12 protein-coding genes are annotated in these 14,654 nt (G+C 69.0%); all 12 read right to left on the reverse strand.

What is annotated here, in order from left to right:
* Positions 1-114 precede the first annotated feature (114 nt).
* From HUA76_RS17140 to rsmH, 12 genes are read right to left on the reverse strand one after another with little or no spacing between them, the layout of a single operon-like run.
* The gene (locus HUA76_RS17140) at positions 115-1,071 is read right to left on the reverse strand and encodes a D-alanine--D-alanine ligase (protein WP_141648322.1); all 957 of its coding nucleotides are present in this window, start codon (positions 1,069-1,071) and stop codon (positions 115-117) included.
* On the reverse strand, positions 1,068-2,003 hold the full coding sequence (gene murB / locus HUA76_RS17145; protein WP_174461484.1) for a UDP-N-acetylmuramate dehydrogenase: 936 nt from the start codon (positions 2,001-2,003) through the stop codon (positions 1,068-1,070). Before murB ends, HUA76_RS17140 begins: the two co-directional genes overlap by 4 nt.
* Positions 2,004-2,008: 5 nt before the next feature.
* Complete coding sequence (gene murC, locus HUA76_RS17150; RefSeq protein WP_174461485.1) at positions 2,009-3,427, reverse strand: UDP-N-acetylmuramate--L-alanine ligase; 1,419 nt, start codon at positions 3,425-3,427, stop codon at positions 2,009-2,011.
* Positions 3,424-4,569 carry an undecaprenyldiphospho-muramoylpentapeptide beta-N-acetylglucosaminyltransferase gene (gene murG, locus HUA76_RS17155; RefSeq protein ID WP_141648325.1) on the reverse strand — a complete coding sequence of 382 codons (1,146 nt, stop codon included), beginning with the start codon at positions 4,567-4,569 and terminating at the stop codon, positions 3,424-3,426. The genes murC and murG overlap by 4 nt, the downstream gene beginning before the upstream one ends.
* Complete coding sequence (ftsW, locus tag HUA76_RS17160) at positions 4,566-5,729, reverse strand: putative lipid II flippase FtsW (RefSeq protein ID WP_141648326.1); 1,164 nt, start codon at positions 5,727-5,729, stop codon at positions 4,566-4,568. The genes murG and ftsW overlap by 4 nt, the downstream gene beginning before the upstream one ends.
* Before the next feature lie 4 nt (positions 5,730-5,733).
* Positions 5,734-7,101: a UDP-N-acetylmuramoyl-L-alanine--D-glutamate ligase gene (gene murD, locus HUA76_RS17165; RefSeq protein WP_174461486.1), complete on the reverse strand. Its 1,368-nt coding sequence runs from the start codon at positions 7,099-7,101 to the stop codon at positions 5,734-5,736.
* Between the two features lie 23 nt (positions 7,102-7,124).
* Positions 7,125-8,303 (reverse strand): phospho-N-acetylmuramoyl-pentapeptide-transferase, encoded by a 1,179-nt coding sequence (gene mraY, locus HUA76_RS17170; RefSeq protein ID WP_141648328.1) that lies wholly within the window; start codon positions 8,301-8,303, stop codon positions 7,125-7,127.
* On the reverse strand, positions 8,303-9,706 hold the full coding sequence (gene murF, locus HUA76_RS17175; protein WP_174453136.1) for a UDP-N-acetylmuramoyl-tripeptide--D-alanyl-D-alanine ligase: 1,404 nt from the start codon (positions 9,704-9,706) through the stop codon (positions 8,303-8,305). Before murF ends, mraY begins: the two co-directional genes overlap by 1 nt.
* 32 nt (positions 9,707-9,738) lie before the next feature.
* Positions 9,739-11,262 (reverse strand): UDP-N-acetylmuramoyl-L-alanyl-D-glutamate--2,6-diaminopimelate ligase, encoded by a 1,524-nt coding sequence (locus HUA76_RS17180; protein WP_174461487.1) that lies wholly within the window; start codon positions 11,260-11,262, stop codon positions 9,739-9,741.
* A 51-nt stretch (positions 11,263-11,313) separates the two neighbouring features.
* The gene (locus tag HUA76_RS17185) at positions 11,314-13,332 is read right to left on the reverse strand and encodes a penicillin-binding protein (RefSeq protein ID WP_174461488.1); all 2,019 of its coding nucleotides are present in this window, start codon (positions 13,330-13,332) and stop codon (positions 11,314-11,316) included.
* Positions 13,329-13,742, reverse strand: a complete 414-nt coding sequence (locus HUA76_RS17190) for a cell division protein FtsL (protein ID WP_141648202.1) — start codon at positions 13,740-13,742, stop codon at positions 13,329-13,331. Before HUA76_RS17190 ends, HUA76_RS17185 begins: the two co-directional genes overlap by 4 nt.
* On the reverse strand, positions 13,739-14,653 hold the full coding sequence (gene rsmH / locus HUA76_RS17195) for a 16S rRNA (cytosine(1402)-N(4))-methyltransferase RsmH (RefSeq protein ID WP_141648203.1): 915 nt from the start codon (positions 14,651-14,653) through the stop codon (positions 13,739-13,741). The genes HUA76_RS17190 and rsmH overlap by 4 nt, the downstream gene beginning before the upstream one ends.
* Between the last annotated feature and the right edge of the window lies 1 nt (position 14,654).

Genomic DNA, 14,654 nt, shown 5'->3' on the forward strand with positions numbered 1-14,654 from the left:
TGCGCGCGGATGGATCTCCACGCCAGTTTTTGGCTACAGCGACGTCGCTGTAGCGCCCCGGCCCCACGAGAGGCCAGGACTTCGAGGGGGGATTTGACGAGGGGGAAGGCCGTCTCAGGCCTTGAGACATGCGCCTTGCAACAGGCGCTCGCACAGGGCTGGGAAGTCGATACCACGTCCTGCGGCAATCTTGGGCAGGAGGCTGGTGGCCGTCATGCCTGGCAGCGTGTTTGTTTCCAGCAGGAACACATCGCCTCCGTCGGTGACGATGACGTCCGAGCGCGAAGCCCCCGCACAGCCCAGGGCCCGGTGCGCGCCCAGGCACACCTCGTTGACCCGTGCATACTGATCCGGAGGCAGGGGTGCGGGGAAGAGGTACTGCGTTCCCGTGCCCGCCTTGTACTTGGCATCGTAGTCGTAGAACTCGCGGGCGGCGCGGACCTCGATGACGCCCAGGGCCTCATCGTCCAACACTCCACCCTGCACTTCACGTCCCTTGACGAACTGCTCCACCAGGAGGGTGCCCGCATACTTCGCGGCGTCCTTCACGGCGGCGTCGTAGTCCGCGCGCGCCTTGCAGATGTGCACCCCCACGCTGCTGCCCTCGCGGCTGGGCTTCACCACCACCGGGAAGTCGAACCCCAGCGAGTCCCCCGCCGCCAGCGCGGACGCCTCGTCGGCGAAGGCGCGGTATGCGGGCGTGGGGATGCCCTGGGCGATGAAGACGAGCTTGGCGTAGACCTTGTCCATGGCCATCGCCGACGCGAGCACGCCGCTGCCGGTGTACGGGATGAACATGGACTCCAGCAGGCCCTGGAGGCTGCCGTCCTCGCCGTAGCGGCCGTGCACCGCCAGCCACGCCACGTCCACCTTCTCCGCGATGAGGCGCGCGGGCAGGTCCTTGCCCACGTCGATGTCCACCACGTCGTAGCCCAGGGAGCGCAGCGCGCCGGCCACGGCGGCGCCGGTGCGCAAGGACACCTCGCGCTCGGACGACAGGCCGCCGTACAGCACGCCCACGCGCTTGTTCTTGAGTTCGTCCTTCGAGAAGGCGCCGCGATTCGCTGTCATGGCAGGAACTCTCCCACGCGTTTGACTTCGGGTTTCATATCGACACCGGAGTGCTCCTGTACACGCGTCCGCATCAGCGTGATGAGCCCCAGCACGTCCCGGGCGGTCGCCCCGCCCAGGTTGACAATCCAGTTGGCGTGCAGCGTCGAAATCTGTGCCCGCCCCAGCGTGTGCCCCTTGAGGCCCACGAGCTCAATCAACCGTCCGGCATGGTCTCCGGGGGGATTGGTGAAGACGCTGCCAAAGTTGGGCTGGCTCAACGGCTGCGTCCGCTTGCGGTAGCCCAGGTCCGCGTCCATGGCGACCTTGGAGGCGGCGACGTCGCCCTTGGGCAGCCGGAAGCGCACCCGCGTCACCACGCCCCCGGGCGGCAGCTCCGAGTGCCGGTATGCATGCGGCACCTGCACCTTCGTCAGCCACCCCACCCCGTCAGGCGTGGCGACCTCCACCGCCTCGATGACGCGAAACGCCTCGCCATTCTTGGTACCCGCGTTCATCGACACCGCGCCGCCGAGCGTCCCGGGGATGCCCGCGAGGAACTCCGCGCCCACCAGCCCCTGGCCGCGCATCACGTTGACGAGCTTCACGATGGCCGCGCCCGCGCCCAGGGTGATGAGCCCGTCCTCGGGCCCCACCTCGATGAGCTCGGGGAACAGGTCTCCCGGCAGCTTCACCGTGACACCGGGCACGCCGCCGTCACCCACCAGCGTGTTGGCACCACCCCCGAGGATGGCCACGGGCGCGCCCTCGTCCCGCGCGAGCTTCAGCACGGCGACGAGCGCATCGGGTGAGCGCGGCCGCACCAGCGCCTCCGCCGCGCCGCCCACCCGGACGCTGATGAGCGGAGCCAGCGGCTCGCCGGCCTTCACTTCGCAATCCGGCAGTCGCTCCACGCGAGCCGCCAGCGCCGTCTTCACGCCCGCTTCCACCATGTCGGCTAGCCCTTCGTCGGAGCCGCGTTGCCGAGCAGGCCGAGCAGGTCCGGCCCCACGTGGGTGATATCGCCCGCGCCAAGCGTCAACACGAGGTCTCCCTCGCGCAGCCGGGGCAGCAGCGCCGCCGGCAGGTCCGCGCGCTTGGGAACGAACGTCACGTCGCGGTGGCCGTGCGCGCGGATGGCGTCCGCCAGGGCGTCACCGGTGGCGCCCGGAATCGGCTCCTCGCCGGCCGCGTAGACGTTGGTGACGAAGAGCACGTCCGCGTCGTTGAACGACGTGGTGAACTCCTTCATCAAGTCATGCGTGCGCGTGTAGCGGTGCGGCTGGAAGGCCACCACCACGCGGCGACCGAAGGCGCGCCGAGCCCCCGCCAGCGTGGCCAGCACCTCCGTCGGATGGTGACCGTAGTCATCCACCACGGTGATGCCCTTCGCCTCGCCCTTCACGGTGAAGCGTCGCTGCACGCCGCCGAACTCGGCCAGCGCGGTGCGCACCGTCTCCAGCGGGATGTCCATCTCCTCCGCCACGGCGATGACGGCCAGCGCGTTGAAGGCGTTGTGCGCGCCCACCATGCGCACGCGGAACTCGCCCAGGTCCTCCTCGCGGCGGAACGCATGGAACGTGGTGGTGAAGCCGTCCAGGGCAATGCTCTCCAGGCGGTAGTCCGCCATGTGCGAGCTGCCGTAGGTGACGAAGCGCTTCTCGATGCGCGGCAGGAGCGCCTGGACGTTGGGGTTGTCCAGGCACAACACGTTGAGGCCGTAGAAGGGCACCCGGTTGCAGAACTCCACGAAGGCCGTCTGGAGCACCTCCAGCGAGCCGTAGTGGTCCATGTGCTCCGGGTCGATGTTGGTAACAATGGAGATGGACGGGTGCAGCTTGAGGAAGCTGCCGTCGCTTTCGTCCGCCTCCACCACCATCAGCTCGCTCTTGCCCAGCTTGGCGTTGGAGTCGAGCACGTTCACCTTGCCGCCCACCACCGCCGTCGGGTCCAGGCCCGCCGCGCTCAGCACGGTGGCCACCATGGACGTCGTCGTCGTCTTGCCGTGACTGCCCGCGACGGCGACGGCGTACTTCAGCCGCATCAACTCCGCGAGCATCTCCGCGCGGGGGATGACGGGAATCTTCCGCTGGCGCGCGGTGACGACCTCCGGGTTGTCCTTGCGCACCGCGGACGAAATCACCACCACGTCCGCCTGCACGAGGTTCTGCGCCTTGTGTCCCTCGAAGATGGTGGCGCCCATGCGCGTCAGGCGCCGGGTGATGTCGCTCTCCTTCAAGTCGGAGCCGGACACCCGGTAGCCCAGGTTGATGAGCACCTCGGCGATGCCGCTCATGCCGATGCCGCCGATGCCCACGAAGTGCACCTGCGCGGCGTGCCGCGTCTTGAAGAGGCTGGGGGGCTTGTTCTTCGTCACGACTTGCTCCTGGGTGCCGTCTTCGCCTCGGGGGTGGGACGCTCGCGGCCGGTGGGGCCCCAGGTCTGCACCATCAGGTCCACACACACGTCGGCCAGCTCCTTCGCCGCCTCGGGACGGCCCAACAGGGCCGCCTTCTTCTCCATGCCCTTGAGCCGCTCGGGCTGCGACTTCAACGTCCGCAGCGTCTCCGCCAGCTTCGCGCCCGTCAGCTCCGACTCCTGGAACATCAGCGCCGCGCCCGCGTCCACCAGCGCCCGCGCATTCACCGTCTGGTGGTCATCCGTCGCATGCGGGAAGGGAATCAGGATGCTCGCCTTCTTGCACACGGTCAGCTCCGCCAGCGTGGTGGCGCCCGCGCGACAGATGACCAGGTCCGCCATCGCGTACGCGCTCGACATGTCGTCGATGAACTCCACCACGTCCGCGTGGAAGCCCTTGTCCGTGTAGCCCTTGCGCACCATCTCCAGGTCGTTCTTCCCCGTCTGGTGCACGAAGCGCAGGCCTTCCTTCAAGTCGCCCAGCGAGTCGAGCGCCTCCAACATCCGCTGGTTGATGCCCCGCGCGCCCAGGCTGCCGCCGAAGACGAGCACCGAGAAGTTCTCGTGCGCCACGTGGCTGCGCAGGTAGTTGTCCATCAGCTTGCGGCGGATGGGGTTGCCGATGAGCTGCACCTTCTTCTCCGGGAAGAAGCGCCGCGCTTCATCGAAGGCGATGAAGACCACCCGCACCACCTTGCCCAACAGCTTGTTGGTGAGGCCCGGCAGCGCGTTCTGCTCCTGGATGGCGGTGGGGATGCCCATCAGCCACGCGGCCAGGACGACGGGCCCGCTCGCGTAGCCGCCCACGCCCACCACCACGTCCGGCTTCTGCCGGGCGAGGATGCGGAACGACTCGATGAAGGCCAGGGGCAGCGCGAAGAGCGCCTTGAGAAGGGAGAAGAAGCCCTTGCCCTTCAGGCCCTGCACCTTCACCAGCTCCAGCGGATAACCCTCGCGCGGAACCACGCGCGCCTCCAGGCCTCGCTCCGTCCCCACGAAGACGACCTCGTTGGCGTGGTGACGCGTCACCACCTCTTCCGCCAGGGCAATGCCCGGGAAGAGATGGCCCCCGGTGCCGCCCCCCGCGATGAGCACCTTCACGCCGCCACCTCCCTCAAGTCCGAACCCGCCCGCGCGCTCCGAGGCGCTCCCTGCGCGCTGGCGCTCAGCGACAGCAGCACCCCCGCCGCGCCCATCAGCACCACCAGCGACGTGCCTCCGTACGACACGAACGGCAGCGTCAGGCCCTTGGTCGGCAACAACCCCATGGCCACGCACATGTTCACCGTGGCCTGGAACGCGATGATGGAGGTGAAGCCCAACCCCAGGTACGTGCCGAAGGTCTCTCCGGCCGCGAGGCTCGCGCGCACGCCGCGCCACAGGACGATGGCGTAGAGCGAGACGAGCACGCCCACGCCAATCAACCCCGTCTCCTCGCCGAGGATGGAGAAGATGAAGTCGGTGTGCGCTTCCGGCAGGAAGAAGAGCTTCTGCCGGCCGTCGCCCAGGCCCAGGCCGACCACGCCGCCGGAGCCGATGGACATGAGCGACTCGGCGACCTGGTAGCCCACGTCATGCCGGTGCGCCCACGGGTCCAGGAAGGCCAGGATGCGCTTCATGCGATACGGGCTGGAGGCAATCGCCACGTACGCCAGCGGCAGCGCGAGCAACACGGAGCCGACCAGGTAGCTCAGCTTCGCGCCAGCGGCGAACAGCAGCACGAACAACATGAACACCAGCAGCACGCTGCTGCCAAAGTCGGGCTGGAGCATGCAAAGCATCACCAGGATGCCGCAGAGCGCTAGGTGCGGGAGGAAGCCCACGGAGAATGTCGCCACCTTCTCGCGCTTCTTCGCCAGCGAGTAGGACAGGTAGACGACCCAGGCGAACTTGGCGACCTCGGCCGGCTGGAGGCTGAAGCCCGGCAGCCGAATCCAGCGCCGCGCGCCGCCCGCCGTGGAGCCGATACCGGGAATGGCCACCAGCACCAGCAGGACAATCGCCGCGAGCAGCAGCGGATACGCCCAGCGCGCCAGCTTGCGCCAGCCCAGCTTCATCGCCACGGCCATCACCACCAGGCCCAGGGCCGCCGCGGTGACCTGTCGCTTGAAGAAGTAGAGGCTGTCGCCAAGCTTGTCCTGCGCCAGCACCGCGCTCGCCGAGTACACCATCACCAGTCCCATCGTCACCAGGCCCAGCACGGCGCACAGGAGGATGGGGTCGAACCGCACGGGAGCATTCGACGGAGGAGAGGTCTTCATGCCGTCACAGCGCTCCGACCAGGCGCTTGAAACTGTCGCCCCGGTCCTCGAAGTTCTTGAACTGATCGTACGACGCACACGCGGGCGACAGCAGCACCGTGTCACCTGACTTCGACAGCTCACGCGCCTTCGCTACCGCCGCCGCCAGCGTGCCGCACGCATGCACCGCCGCCTGCCCCTCGTACGCCCGGGCGAGCAGGTCCGAGTCCGCGCCGATGGTCAGCACGCCCTTCACCTTGCCCCGCCCCTCTTCCACCATGGGCGCATACGGCGCGCCCTTGCCCTTGCCACCGGCAATCAGCCACAGCCCGCCCTGGAACGCGCGCAGCGCCACCAGCACGGAGTCCACGTTCGTGGCCTTCGAATCGTTCACCCACTCCACCCCGTCCAACACCCGTACGCTCTCCAGCCGGTGCGGCAGGCCCGGGTAGCTGTCCAGTCCCGCCTGCACCGCCTCGGCCGGGACGCCGCCCAGCCGCGCCAGCAGCGTGGCCGCCATCGCGTTCTGCGCGTTGTGGGCGCCTCTGAGCGCGCGGTTGGAGAGCCGGTACTTCTCCCCCTGGAAATCCAGCCGGAAGCCGCCCGCCTCCGCCACCGCGAGCCCCGCCAGCGTCGGTGCGTCCGCCACCGGCTTGCCCGTGACGCTGAAGCCGTACACGGGTACCCGCGCCTGGCACGCCAGCGCGAGCACGTCCGCGTCGTCCGCGTTCACCACCGCGAAGTCGCCCTCTCGCTGGTGGTGGAAGATGCGGGCCTTGGCCTCGCCGTACGCCCCATGGTCCGCGTACCGGTCGATGTGGTCCGCCGTGAGGTTGAGGATGGCGGCGCCGCGCGGGCGCAGCGTCTGGATGCCCTCGAGCTGGAAGCTGGACAGCTCCACCACCAGCGCATCCCAGTCTCCAGGGGACAGCGCGGCCTCGCTGAAGGGCCGGCCCAGGTTGCCACCGACGAACGTGCGCTTCTTTCCCTGGACGAACAGCTCTCCGGTGAGCGCCGTGGTGGTGCTCTTCCCGTTGGTGCCGGTGATGCCGAACAGCGGCACCGACTCCAGGAAGCGCCACGCCAGCTCCACCTCGCCCCAGATGGGAACGCCCGCGGCGGCGGCGGCGCGCAGCTCCGGCAGCGCCAGCGGCACGCCCGGGCTCACCACCACCAGCGACTGCGACTCCAAGAGGCCCGGCGTCGCGGGGTCGGTGACGAGCGTGGCGCCCAGCGACTTCACCTCGCGAGCCACGTCACCCAGCGCGTCCTCGCTCCGGGCGTCCAGCGCCGTCACGCGCGCGCCCCGCTGGCACAACAAGCGCAGCGCCGCCACGCCGCTCTTCGCCAGCCCGTACACCAGCACCTTCTGCCCGGACAGCGCGAACGTCATGGATGTTCCACCCCTCGGGAGAATCAGCGCAGCTTGAGCGACAGGAGCGCCACGCCACCACAGAGGATGGAGACGATCCAGAAACGGACGATGATCTTCGGCTCGGCCAGGCCCTTGAGCTCGAAGTGGTGGTGCACCGGCGCCATCTTGAACACGCGCTTGCCGGTCATCTTGAAGGAGGCCACCTGAATCATCACGCTCAGCGCCTCCGCGAAGAAGATGCCGTGGATGATGGCGGAGACGACCTCGTTCTTGGACAGCACCGCCAGCCCGCCCAGGGCGCCACCCAGCGCCAGCGAGCCGATGTCCCCCATGAACACGGAGGCCGGATACGTGTTGAACCAGAGAAAGGAGATGCCCGCGCCGACGATGGCCGCGCAGAACACGGCCAGCTCCGCGCCGCCCGGCACCTGGAGGATGCCCAGGTATTGCCACAGCGGCGTGGCCACCAGCTTCGTCGTGCCGCCCACCGTCACCGAGTCCGCGATGCTCAGCGTGGTGCCCGCGACGTAGCAGAGCACCGCGAAGGTAATCGCGGAGACGATGGTGGGGACAATCGCGAGCCCATCCAGGCCGTCGGTGAGGTTCACCGCGTTGGACGTGCCCACGATGACAATCCAGGCGAAGACGACGTAGAACCAGCCCAGGTCCAGGTTGAACCAGTGGGACGGAATGAAGGGCAGCGTCAGCCGCGTGTTGATGAGCAGCGTGGGGCCGAACGAGCCGTCCGGCTGCGTCCACGTCGTCAGCAGGCCGAAGACGGCGATGAGGAAGAAGACGGTCTGCAGCACCATCTTCTTGCGCCCCGCCAGGCCCTTGGAGTTGCGCTTGGACAGCTTGAGCCAGTCGTCCAGGAAGCCGATGAAGCCGTAGCCGAACGTCAGGAGCAGCACCACCCAGACGGCGCGGCTCTTCAGGTCCGCGAACAGCAGCGTGCCCGCGGCGATGCAGATGAGGATGAGCGCGCCACCCATGGTGGGCGTGCCCTTCTTCTTCTGATGCGAGTCCGGCGTGTCCTCGCGGACGTTGCTCTGTCCGTGCTGCTTCAGGCGCAGCCTCGCGATGAGGCGCGGCCCAATCAACATGCCCAGCACGAGCGCGAAGACCCCGGCGGCGATGATGCGGAAGGTGGGGTAGCGCAGGAAGTTGAGAACCCGCCCCGCTTCCGTGTTCTGGATGAGCTCGTAGAGCAGATACAGCACTAGTGGTTTCCTCCGGAGGACGCGGTCGTGCCCGTCAATGCGGCCACCACCCGCTCCAGCCGCATTCCGCGGCTCGCCTTCACCAGCACCACGTCGTGGGGGCGCAGCCTCGGCGTCAACCACGCCACCAGGGGCTCCACCTCCGTGAAATGCGCCGCGGACCCACCCAGCCCCGCGTGCTTGAACCCTTCCGCGGAGCGCGGGCCGAAGAAGGCCACCAGCGCCGCCTTGCTCGCGACCTGCCCGCCCAGCCGCGCGTGCTCTTCCAGCTCGCCCGGGCCCAATTCCAGCATGTCGCCCAGCACCGCCACCGCGCGGCCCCCAGGCGTCACCAGCGTGCCCAGCGTCTCCAGCGCCGCGTCCATGGAGGCGGGGTTGGCGTTGTAGCAGTCGTCAATCACCGTCACGCCCCCCAACCCGTCCACCACGTTGAGGCGCCGCGCGTACGGCTTCGCCGCCTCCAGCCCCTTCACGCACTCCTCCGCCGTGTAGCCCAGCGCCAGCGCCACCGCGAAGGCCGCCGTCGCGTTCTGCGCGTTGTGCGGACCGATGAAGCCCAGCCGCACCGGCCACTCGCGGCCCAGGTGGCGCACCGTGGCCACCATGCCGTCGCGGCCCTTCGTCTCCACCGACACCAGCCTCACATCCGCGTCTTCCGCGCGGCCGAAGGTCAGCCGGTTCGCTTCACTGCGCTCGGCTTGCGCGGGGATGAGCGGGTCATCGGCGTTGACGACAATCGTCGTCCCGTGCCCCATCTCCTGGAACATCTCCCCTTCCGCGTCCGCCACGCCCTGAAGGCTGCCCAGCCCCTCCAGGTGCTCGGGCTGGACGACGGTGATGACGCCCGCGTCCGGCCGCACCACGCGGGTGAGCCGCTGGATTTCGCCGGGCCGGTTCATCCCCACCTCGATGACCGCCGCCACGTGCTGGGGCTCCAGCCGGAACAGCGTCAGGGGGACGCCCACCTCGTTGTTGAAGTTGCCTTCCGTCTTCAGCGCCGGGCCCCGCGTGGCGAGGATGGCGCCCACCATCTCCTTGGTGGTCGTCTTCCCGTTGGAGCCGCCCACCGCGCAGATGGGAATGCGGAAGCGCTGACGGTGGTGGCGGCCCAGGGCCCCCAACGCCATCAGCGTGTCGTCGACTTCGTAGAGCGTGAAACCGGCGGGCAGCGCGGGCAGGGCACGGCCCCGCCCCACCACCGCGCCGGCCGCCCCACCCCTGGCCGCGACGTCCACGAACGCGTGGGCGTCGAAGCGCTCACCCACCAGCGCCACGAAGAGGCACCCCGGGGTGAGTGCCCTCGTGTCGGTGCAGACGGCCTCGAAGGCGGCCGGCCCGGGACTTCCGAGCCGGGTCGCCCCCGTCGCCTGCACCACCTCTTCGTCGCTGAATCGAGCTGCCATAGGGGTGTGGGGCGTCCCGTCCGCGAGCCTTCTCAGCCGGCGGTGCGGCTCGCCAGTGCCTTGGCGGCGGCCTGGCGGTCATCGAAGCTGAGCTTCTCCTTGCCCACCTGCTGGTAGGTCTCGTGGCCCTTGCCAGCGATGAGGACGACGTCGTCCGCGCTCGCCAGTGCAATGGCCTGCTCGATGGCGGTGCGACGGTCCGCCTCGACGAGGTAGCCCTTCTCGCCCGACTTCGCCTTGTTCGCGGAGATGCGGCGCAGGCCGCCCTTCTCCACGCCCGACGTCACCTGGCTGATGATCTCCTCCGGGTCCTCCGTGCGCGGGTTGTCGCTGGTGATGACCGTCAGGTCCGCGGCCTCCGCGGCCACCGCGCCCATCAACGGACGCTTGCCCTTGTCCCGGTCTCCTCCGCAGCCGAAGACCGTGATGACGCGGCCCTTGGCCATCGTGCGCGCAGCCTCCAGCGCGCGCTTGAGCGCGTCGTCGGTGTGCGCGTAGTCCACGAACACGGCGGGCGCCCCCGCGGGGCCGTAGTTCTCCACGCGCTCCATGCGGCCGGCCACGGGCGTCATCCGCTCGATGCCGACCTTCACGTCGCTGCGCGAGAAGCCCGCGCCGATGCCGATGCCCACCGCCAGGAGGATGTTCTCCAGGTTGTGGGGGCCCAAGAGCTTGCTCTTCAGCGCGATGTCGCCCGAGGGCGTCTTCAGCGTGCCGGTGATGCCGGCCAGCGTGAAGGTGACGTCCGAGGCCGAAATCTCACCGTTGCCGGTGCGGCTGAACTTCCACGCCATCCGCTTCTGGCCGCGCTGCTCGTTGTAGATGCGGCTGGCATACGTGTCGTCGCCATTCACGACGGCCACGCCCGTGGAGGACAGGTTCTCCGCGAAGAGCTTCCGCTTCGCCTGGAAGTAGTCCTCCATGTCCTTGTGGTAGTCGAGGTGGTCGCGGCTCAGGTTGCTGAAGCCCGCGGCCTTGAAGGTCAGCCCGTGCACGCGCTCCTGCGCGAGCGCGTGGCTGGACACCTCCATCACCACCGTCTCCACACCCGCGTCCACCATCTCCCGGAAGATGCGGTGCAGCTCCAGCGGATCCGGCGTCGTGTTGGCCGTCTCGACCGTCTTGCCCCCGAACTTGTAGCCCAGCGTGCCAATGACACCCGTGGACACGTAGGCCGCCGCGCTCATCGCCTCCAACAGGAACGACGTCGTCGTCTTTCCGTTGGTGCCGGTGACCGCCAGCAACGTCAGCTTGTCGGCCGGCCGGCCATGGAAGTTCGCGGCGATGAGGGCCAGCGCCTTGCGCGCGCTGCCCACCTTGAAGAAGGGCACCTGCGAGGAAGGCACCGGCTTCTCGGAGACCACCGCCACGGCTCCGCGTGACACGGCCTCCCCGATGAACTGGGCACCATCCTCCTTGGTGCCGGGAATGGCGATGAACAAGTCGCCAGGCTTCACATGCCGCGAGTCCTGGGTCACACCGGTGACGTCGACCGCGGAACGACCACCCGAGGTCTGCTCGGCACCACACCCTGCGAGGACATCCGTCAGCTTCATCTCTTCCCCTTCACACGAATTGCAAGCGCGGGGCCTGGAACGAGCGCGGCCTCATTGCCGCGTCGCGAGCTCCAGCGTCACCCGGGCCCCCTTCTCCACCAGTGAGCCGGCGGCGGGGGTTTGAGACACCACACGTCCACTGCCCATCACCTGTGGCTCGAGTGCCGCGGCGAGCAGCTTCACCACGGCCTCACGACCTCCGGCGCCCTGGACGTCCGGCACACGCACCGTGCCGGCCTCAGGGCTCTCCGAAACCGCCTCCTCCAACACCGGCCGAGCGGGCTCGGTGGCCTTCGCCACCGGCTTCGCCGCGACAGGCACGGGGGTTGCGGCGGCCATGGCCACCCCGGGTGCCACCGTCCGAGACGGGGGCACGGCCAGGTGGGCCATGGCAGCGGTCGCAATTTCCTTGAAAGCAGGGGCAGCCACGAGCCCCCCGTACACGTCTGTCTTGGGTTCGTCCACCACCACGAGGATGACAATGCGCGGATCCTCGGCCGGCACCATGCCGACAAAGGAGGCAATCCGCTTGTCCGAGTAGCCCCGGGCCACTGGATCCGCCTTCTGGGCGGTTCCCGTCTTGCCGGCGACCCGGTACTCCTCCATGGCGGCCTTGGGCGCGGTACCTCCCTTGACCACCACGCTTTCGAGCATGCCCACCACCTGCCGGGCCACCTTCGCGGAAACCGCCCGGCGGACCTCGGTGGGACGGTTTTCAAGCAGCACCACCCCGTCGGGGTCCACCACCTTCGACACGAGGTAGGGACGCATCAGCACGCCATCGTTGGCCAGCGCACCATAGGCCGCCGCAATCTGCACGGCGGTGGCCGTCATGCCCTGTCCGAATGACTGGGTGGCCAGGGAGACCTCCGCCTTGGGGAACGGGATGACACCCCGGCCCTCGCCCGGCAGGGCCAGGCCCGTGCGCTCGGCGAAGCCGAAGGCATGGTAGCCGGCCACCATCTTCTCGCGGCCCAGCACCTGGGCCATCTTCGCCATGCAGATGTTGGAGGAGACCTGGAGGATGCCCCTGGGCGCCAGCCACCCGTAGGAGTGCGTGTCGTTGATGGTGTGGCGGCCCACGCGCCAGGCGCCGTTCTCGCAGAAGAAGACGCTCTCCTCGGTGACGGACTTCTCCTCCAGCGCCGTGGCCACCACGAAGGGCTTGGTGGTGGAGCCGGGCTCGAAGGTGTCCAACGCGCCTCGGTTGCGCACCGTTCCGCGAGCGATGCTCTCCGGAGTGTTCGGGTTGAAGCGGGGGTGGTTGGCCAGCGCCAGCAGCTCCCCCGTCTTCGGATCCAACGCCACCACCATGCCGGCGATGCCCTTGGCCTCCTCCACGGCCTTGGCCAACGACTTCTCCGCCACGTACTGCAGATGCCTGTCCAGGGTCAGCGTGACGGCGGCGCCCTGTCGCTCCAGCGGATCCAACGCGCCCTGCACCAGCAGCTTGCGGCCCTTGGCGTCGCGGAAGCCCGACATGCGGGAGTTCTGCCCGGACAGCTCGTCCTCGAAGGCCAGCTCCAGGCCCTCCAGGCCCTTGCCGTCCATGCCCACCATGCCCACCACGTGGGCGCCCAGCTCGCGCTGCGGATAGAAGCGCTTGGGCTCCTTGGTGAAGCCCATGCCGGGCAGGCCCAGCGCCTTCACCGCGGCGACTTCCTGGGGCTTGGCCTGACGCTTCACCCAGGCGAAGCGCTTGGAGCGCGCCAGCCTGGCGCCCAGCTCGTCCGCGTCCACCTTCAGCGCCTTGGCCAGCGAGCGCGAGGCCTGACGCACGTCGGGCAGCATCGATGGATCCACCCAGATGGAGTCCACCTCCACGCTCTGTGCCAGAGGCGTGCCGCGACGGTCGAAGATGTCGCCGCGACGGGCGGGAATCTCAATCTGGCGGACGTACTGGTCCTGCGCCATTCCGCGCAGCTTCTCCTGCTCGAAGACCTGCAACTGCACGGCCCGACCGAAGGCGACACCCAGGAGCAACAGGAAGAGACTGAACAGGAGCTGCACACGCAGCTTCAGTCCCTTCGCGTTGGACTCCGGGGCCCGTGTCGCCTTGAAATCCCTCACCGGCCCGAACCTCCACGGCCCGCCACGCGTACGCCGGGCTTGTCTTGAGACGGGGACGGAGCGGACGCGGAAGCGCTGCCTCGAGCCGGCTTCTCCGAGGACAGCGACACCACCGCGCTGCCAGCGGGCATCGTCATGCCGAGCTGCTCGCGCGCCACGCGCTCCAGCCGGCCCGGCGCCTTGAGCGTGGCCAGCTCCAGCTTGAGTCGGTCATTGTCCCGCGTCAGCGAGCGGCTCTCCGCCTCCGCGCGGGACAGCCGGTAGCCCATGTCCACCACCATCACCCGGCTGGTGACATGGAGCATGCCCACCGCGGCGAAGAGGGAGAACAGGAGGACGGCGGGCAACAGGTGCAACAGCACCCCCGTCAACGACACGGAGCCACGCTGGGAGGACGACGCCTTGCTCATCGCACTTTCTCCACCACGCGCAGGTGCGCGCTTCGAGAGCGGGGGTTGGCCGAAATCTCTTCGTCCGAGGCGGCCACGGCCTTCTTCGTCACCACGCTGAAGTTGCCCACGCTGGAGCAGACGCAGATGGGAAGGCCCGGAGGACAGGTGCAGCGGCCCTCCAGCGTGCGGAAGCCCTCCTTCACCTTGCGGTCCTCCAGCGAGTGGAAGGAGATGACCGCGGCGCGGCCACCGACCTTGAGGAGCGACGGCAGCGCGGCCAGGAGCGAGTCCAGCGCCTCCAGCTCCTGGTTCACCGCCATGCGCAGCGCCTGGAAGGTCCGGGTGGCGACGTGGATCCGCGTAGGCCACGCCTTGCGGGGCACCGCGCGCTTCACCACCTCGGCGGCCTCCAGTGTGCGCGTGGGAAGCGCGCGCTTGAGCTCGCGGGCGATGGGCCGGGCAAAGGGCTCCTCGCCGTACTCCTTGAGGATGAGCGCCAGCTCCGACTCGTCCGTGGACGCGATGAGCTCCGCGGCGGTGGGGCCGTCCGGGCCCATGCGCATGTCCAGCGGGCCGTCCTTCATGAAGGAGAAGCCGCGCTCGGCCACATCCAGCTGCGGGGAGGAGACCCCCAGGTCCACCAGCACGCCATCCACCGGCAGCAGCTCCGCGGCCACGCGGGGCAGGTCCGCGAAGTTGCCGGCGCGGCCCTGGAAGCGGGGGTTGGGCCCCAGGCGGGCGGAGGCGGCGGCGAGCGCCACCGGGTCGCGGTCCACGCCCACCACGGACGCGCCCTGAGCAAGGAGCGCCTCCGTGTGGCCACCACCCCCGAGTGTGCCGTCGATGATCACCTTGCCTGCTCCGGCTCGCAGCAGCTCCACCGCTTCACGCAGAAGGACGGTCTGATGCTGGAAGTCCAAGTCCCCCACG

This window comes from Myxococcus sp. CA056, from assembly GCF_013336715.1.
Classification (GTDB): Bacteria; Myxococcota; Myxococcia; order Myxococcales; family Myxococcaceae; genus Myxococcus; species Myxococcus llanfairpwllgwyngyllgogerychwyrndrobwllllantysiliogogogochensis.

Excerpts from the sequence above, each read along its gene's own strand:
- HUA76_RS17140 (WP_141648322.1), bottom strand. The coding sequence starts at position 1,071 with ATGACAGCGAATCGCGGCGCCTTCTCGAAGGACGAACTCAAGAACAAG.
- murB (WP_174461484.1), bottom strand. The coding sequence starts at position 2,003 with ATGGTGGAAGCGGGCGTGAAGACGGCGCTGGCGGCTCGCGTGGAGCGA.
- ftsW (WP_141648326.1), bottom strand. The coding sequence starts at position 5,729 with ATGAAGACCTCTCCTCCGTCGAATGCTCCCGTGCGGTTCGACCCCATC.
- murD (WP_174461486.1), bottom strand. The coding sequence starts at position 7,101 with ATGACGTTCGCGCTGTCCGGGCAGAAGGTGCTGGTGTACGGGCTGGCG.
- murF (WP_174453136.1), bottom strand. The coding sequence starts at position 9,706 with ATGGCAGCTCGATTCAGCGACGAAGAGGTGGTGCAGGCGACGGGGGCG.
- HUA76_RS17180 (WP_174461487.1), bottom strand. The coding sequence starts at position 11,262 with ATGAAGCTGACGGATGTCCTCGCAGGGTGTGGTGCCGAGCAGACCTCG.
- HUA76_RS17190 (WP_141648202.1), bottom strand. The coding sequence starts at position 13,742 with ATGAGCAAGGCGTCGTCCTCCCAGCGTGGCTCCGTGTCGTTGACGGGG.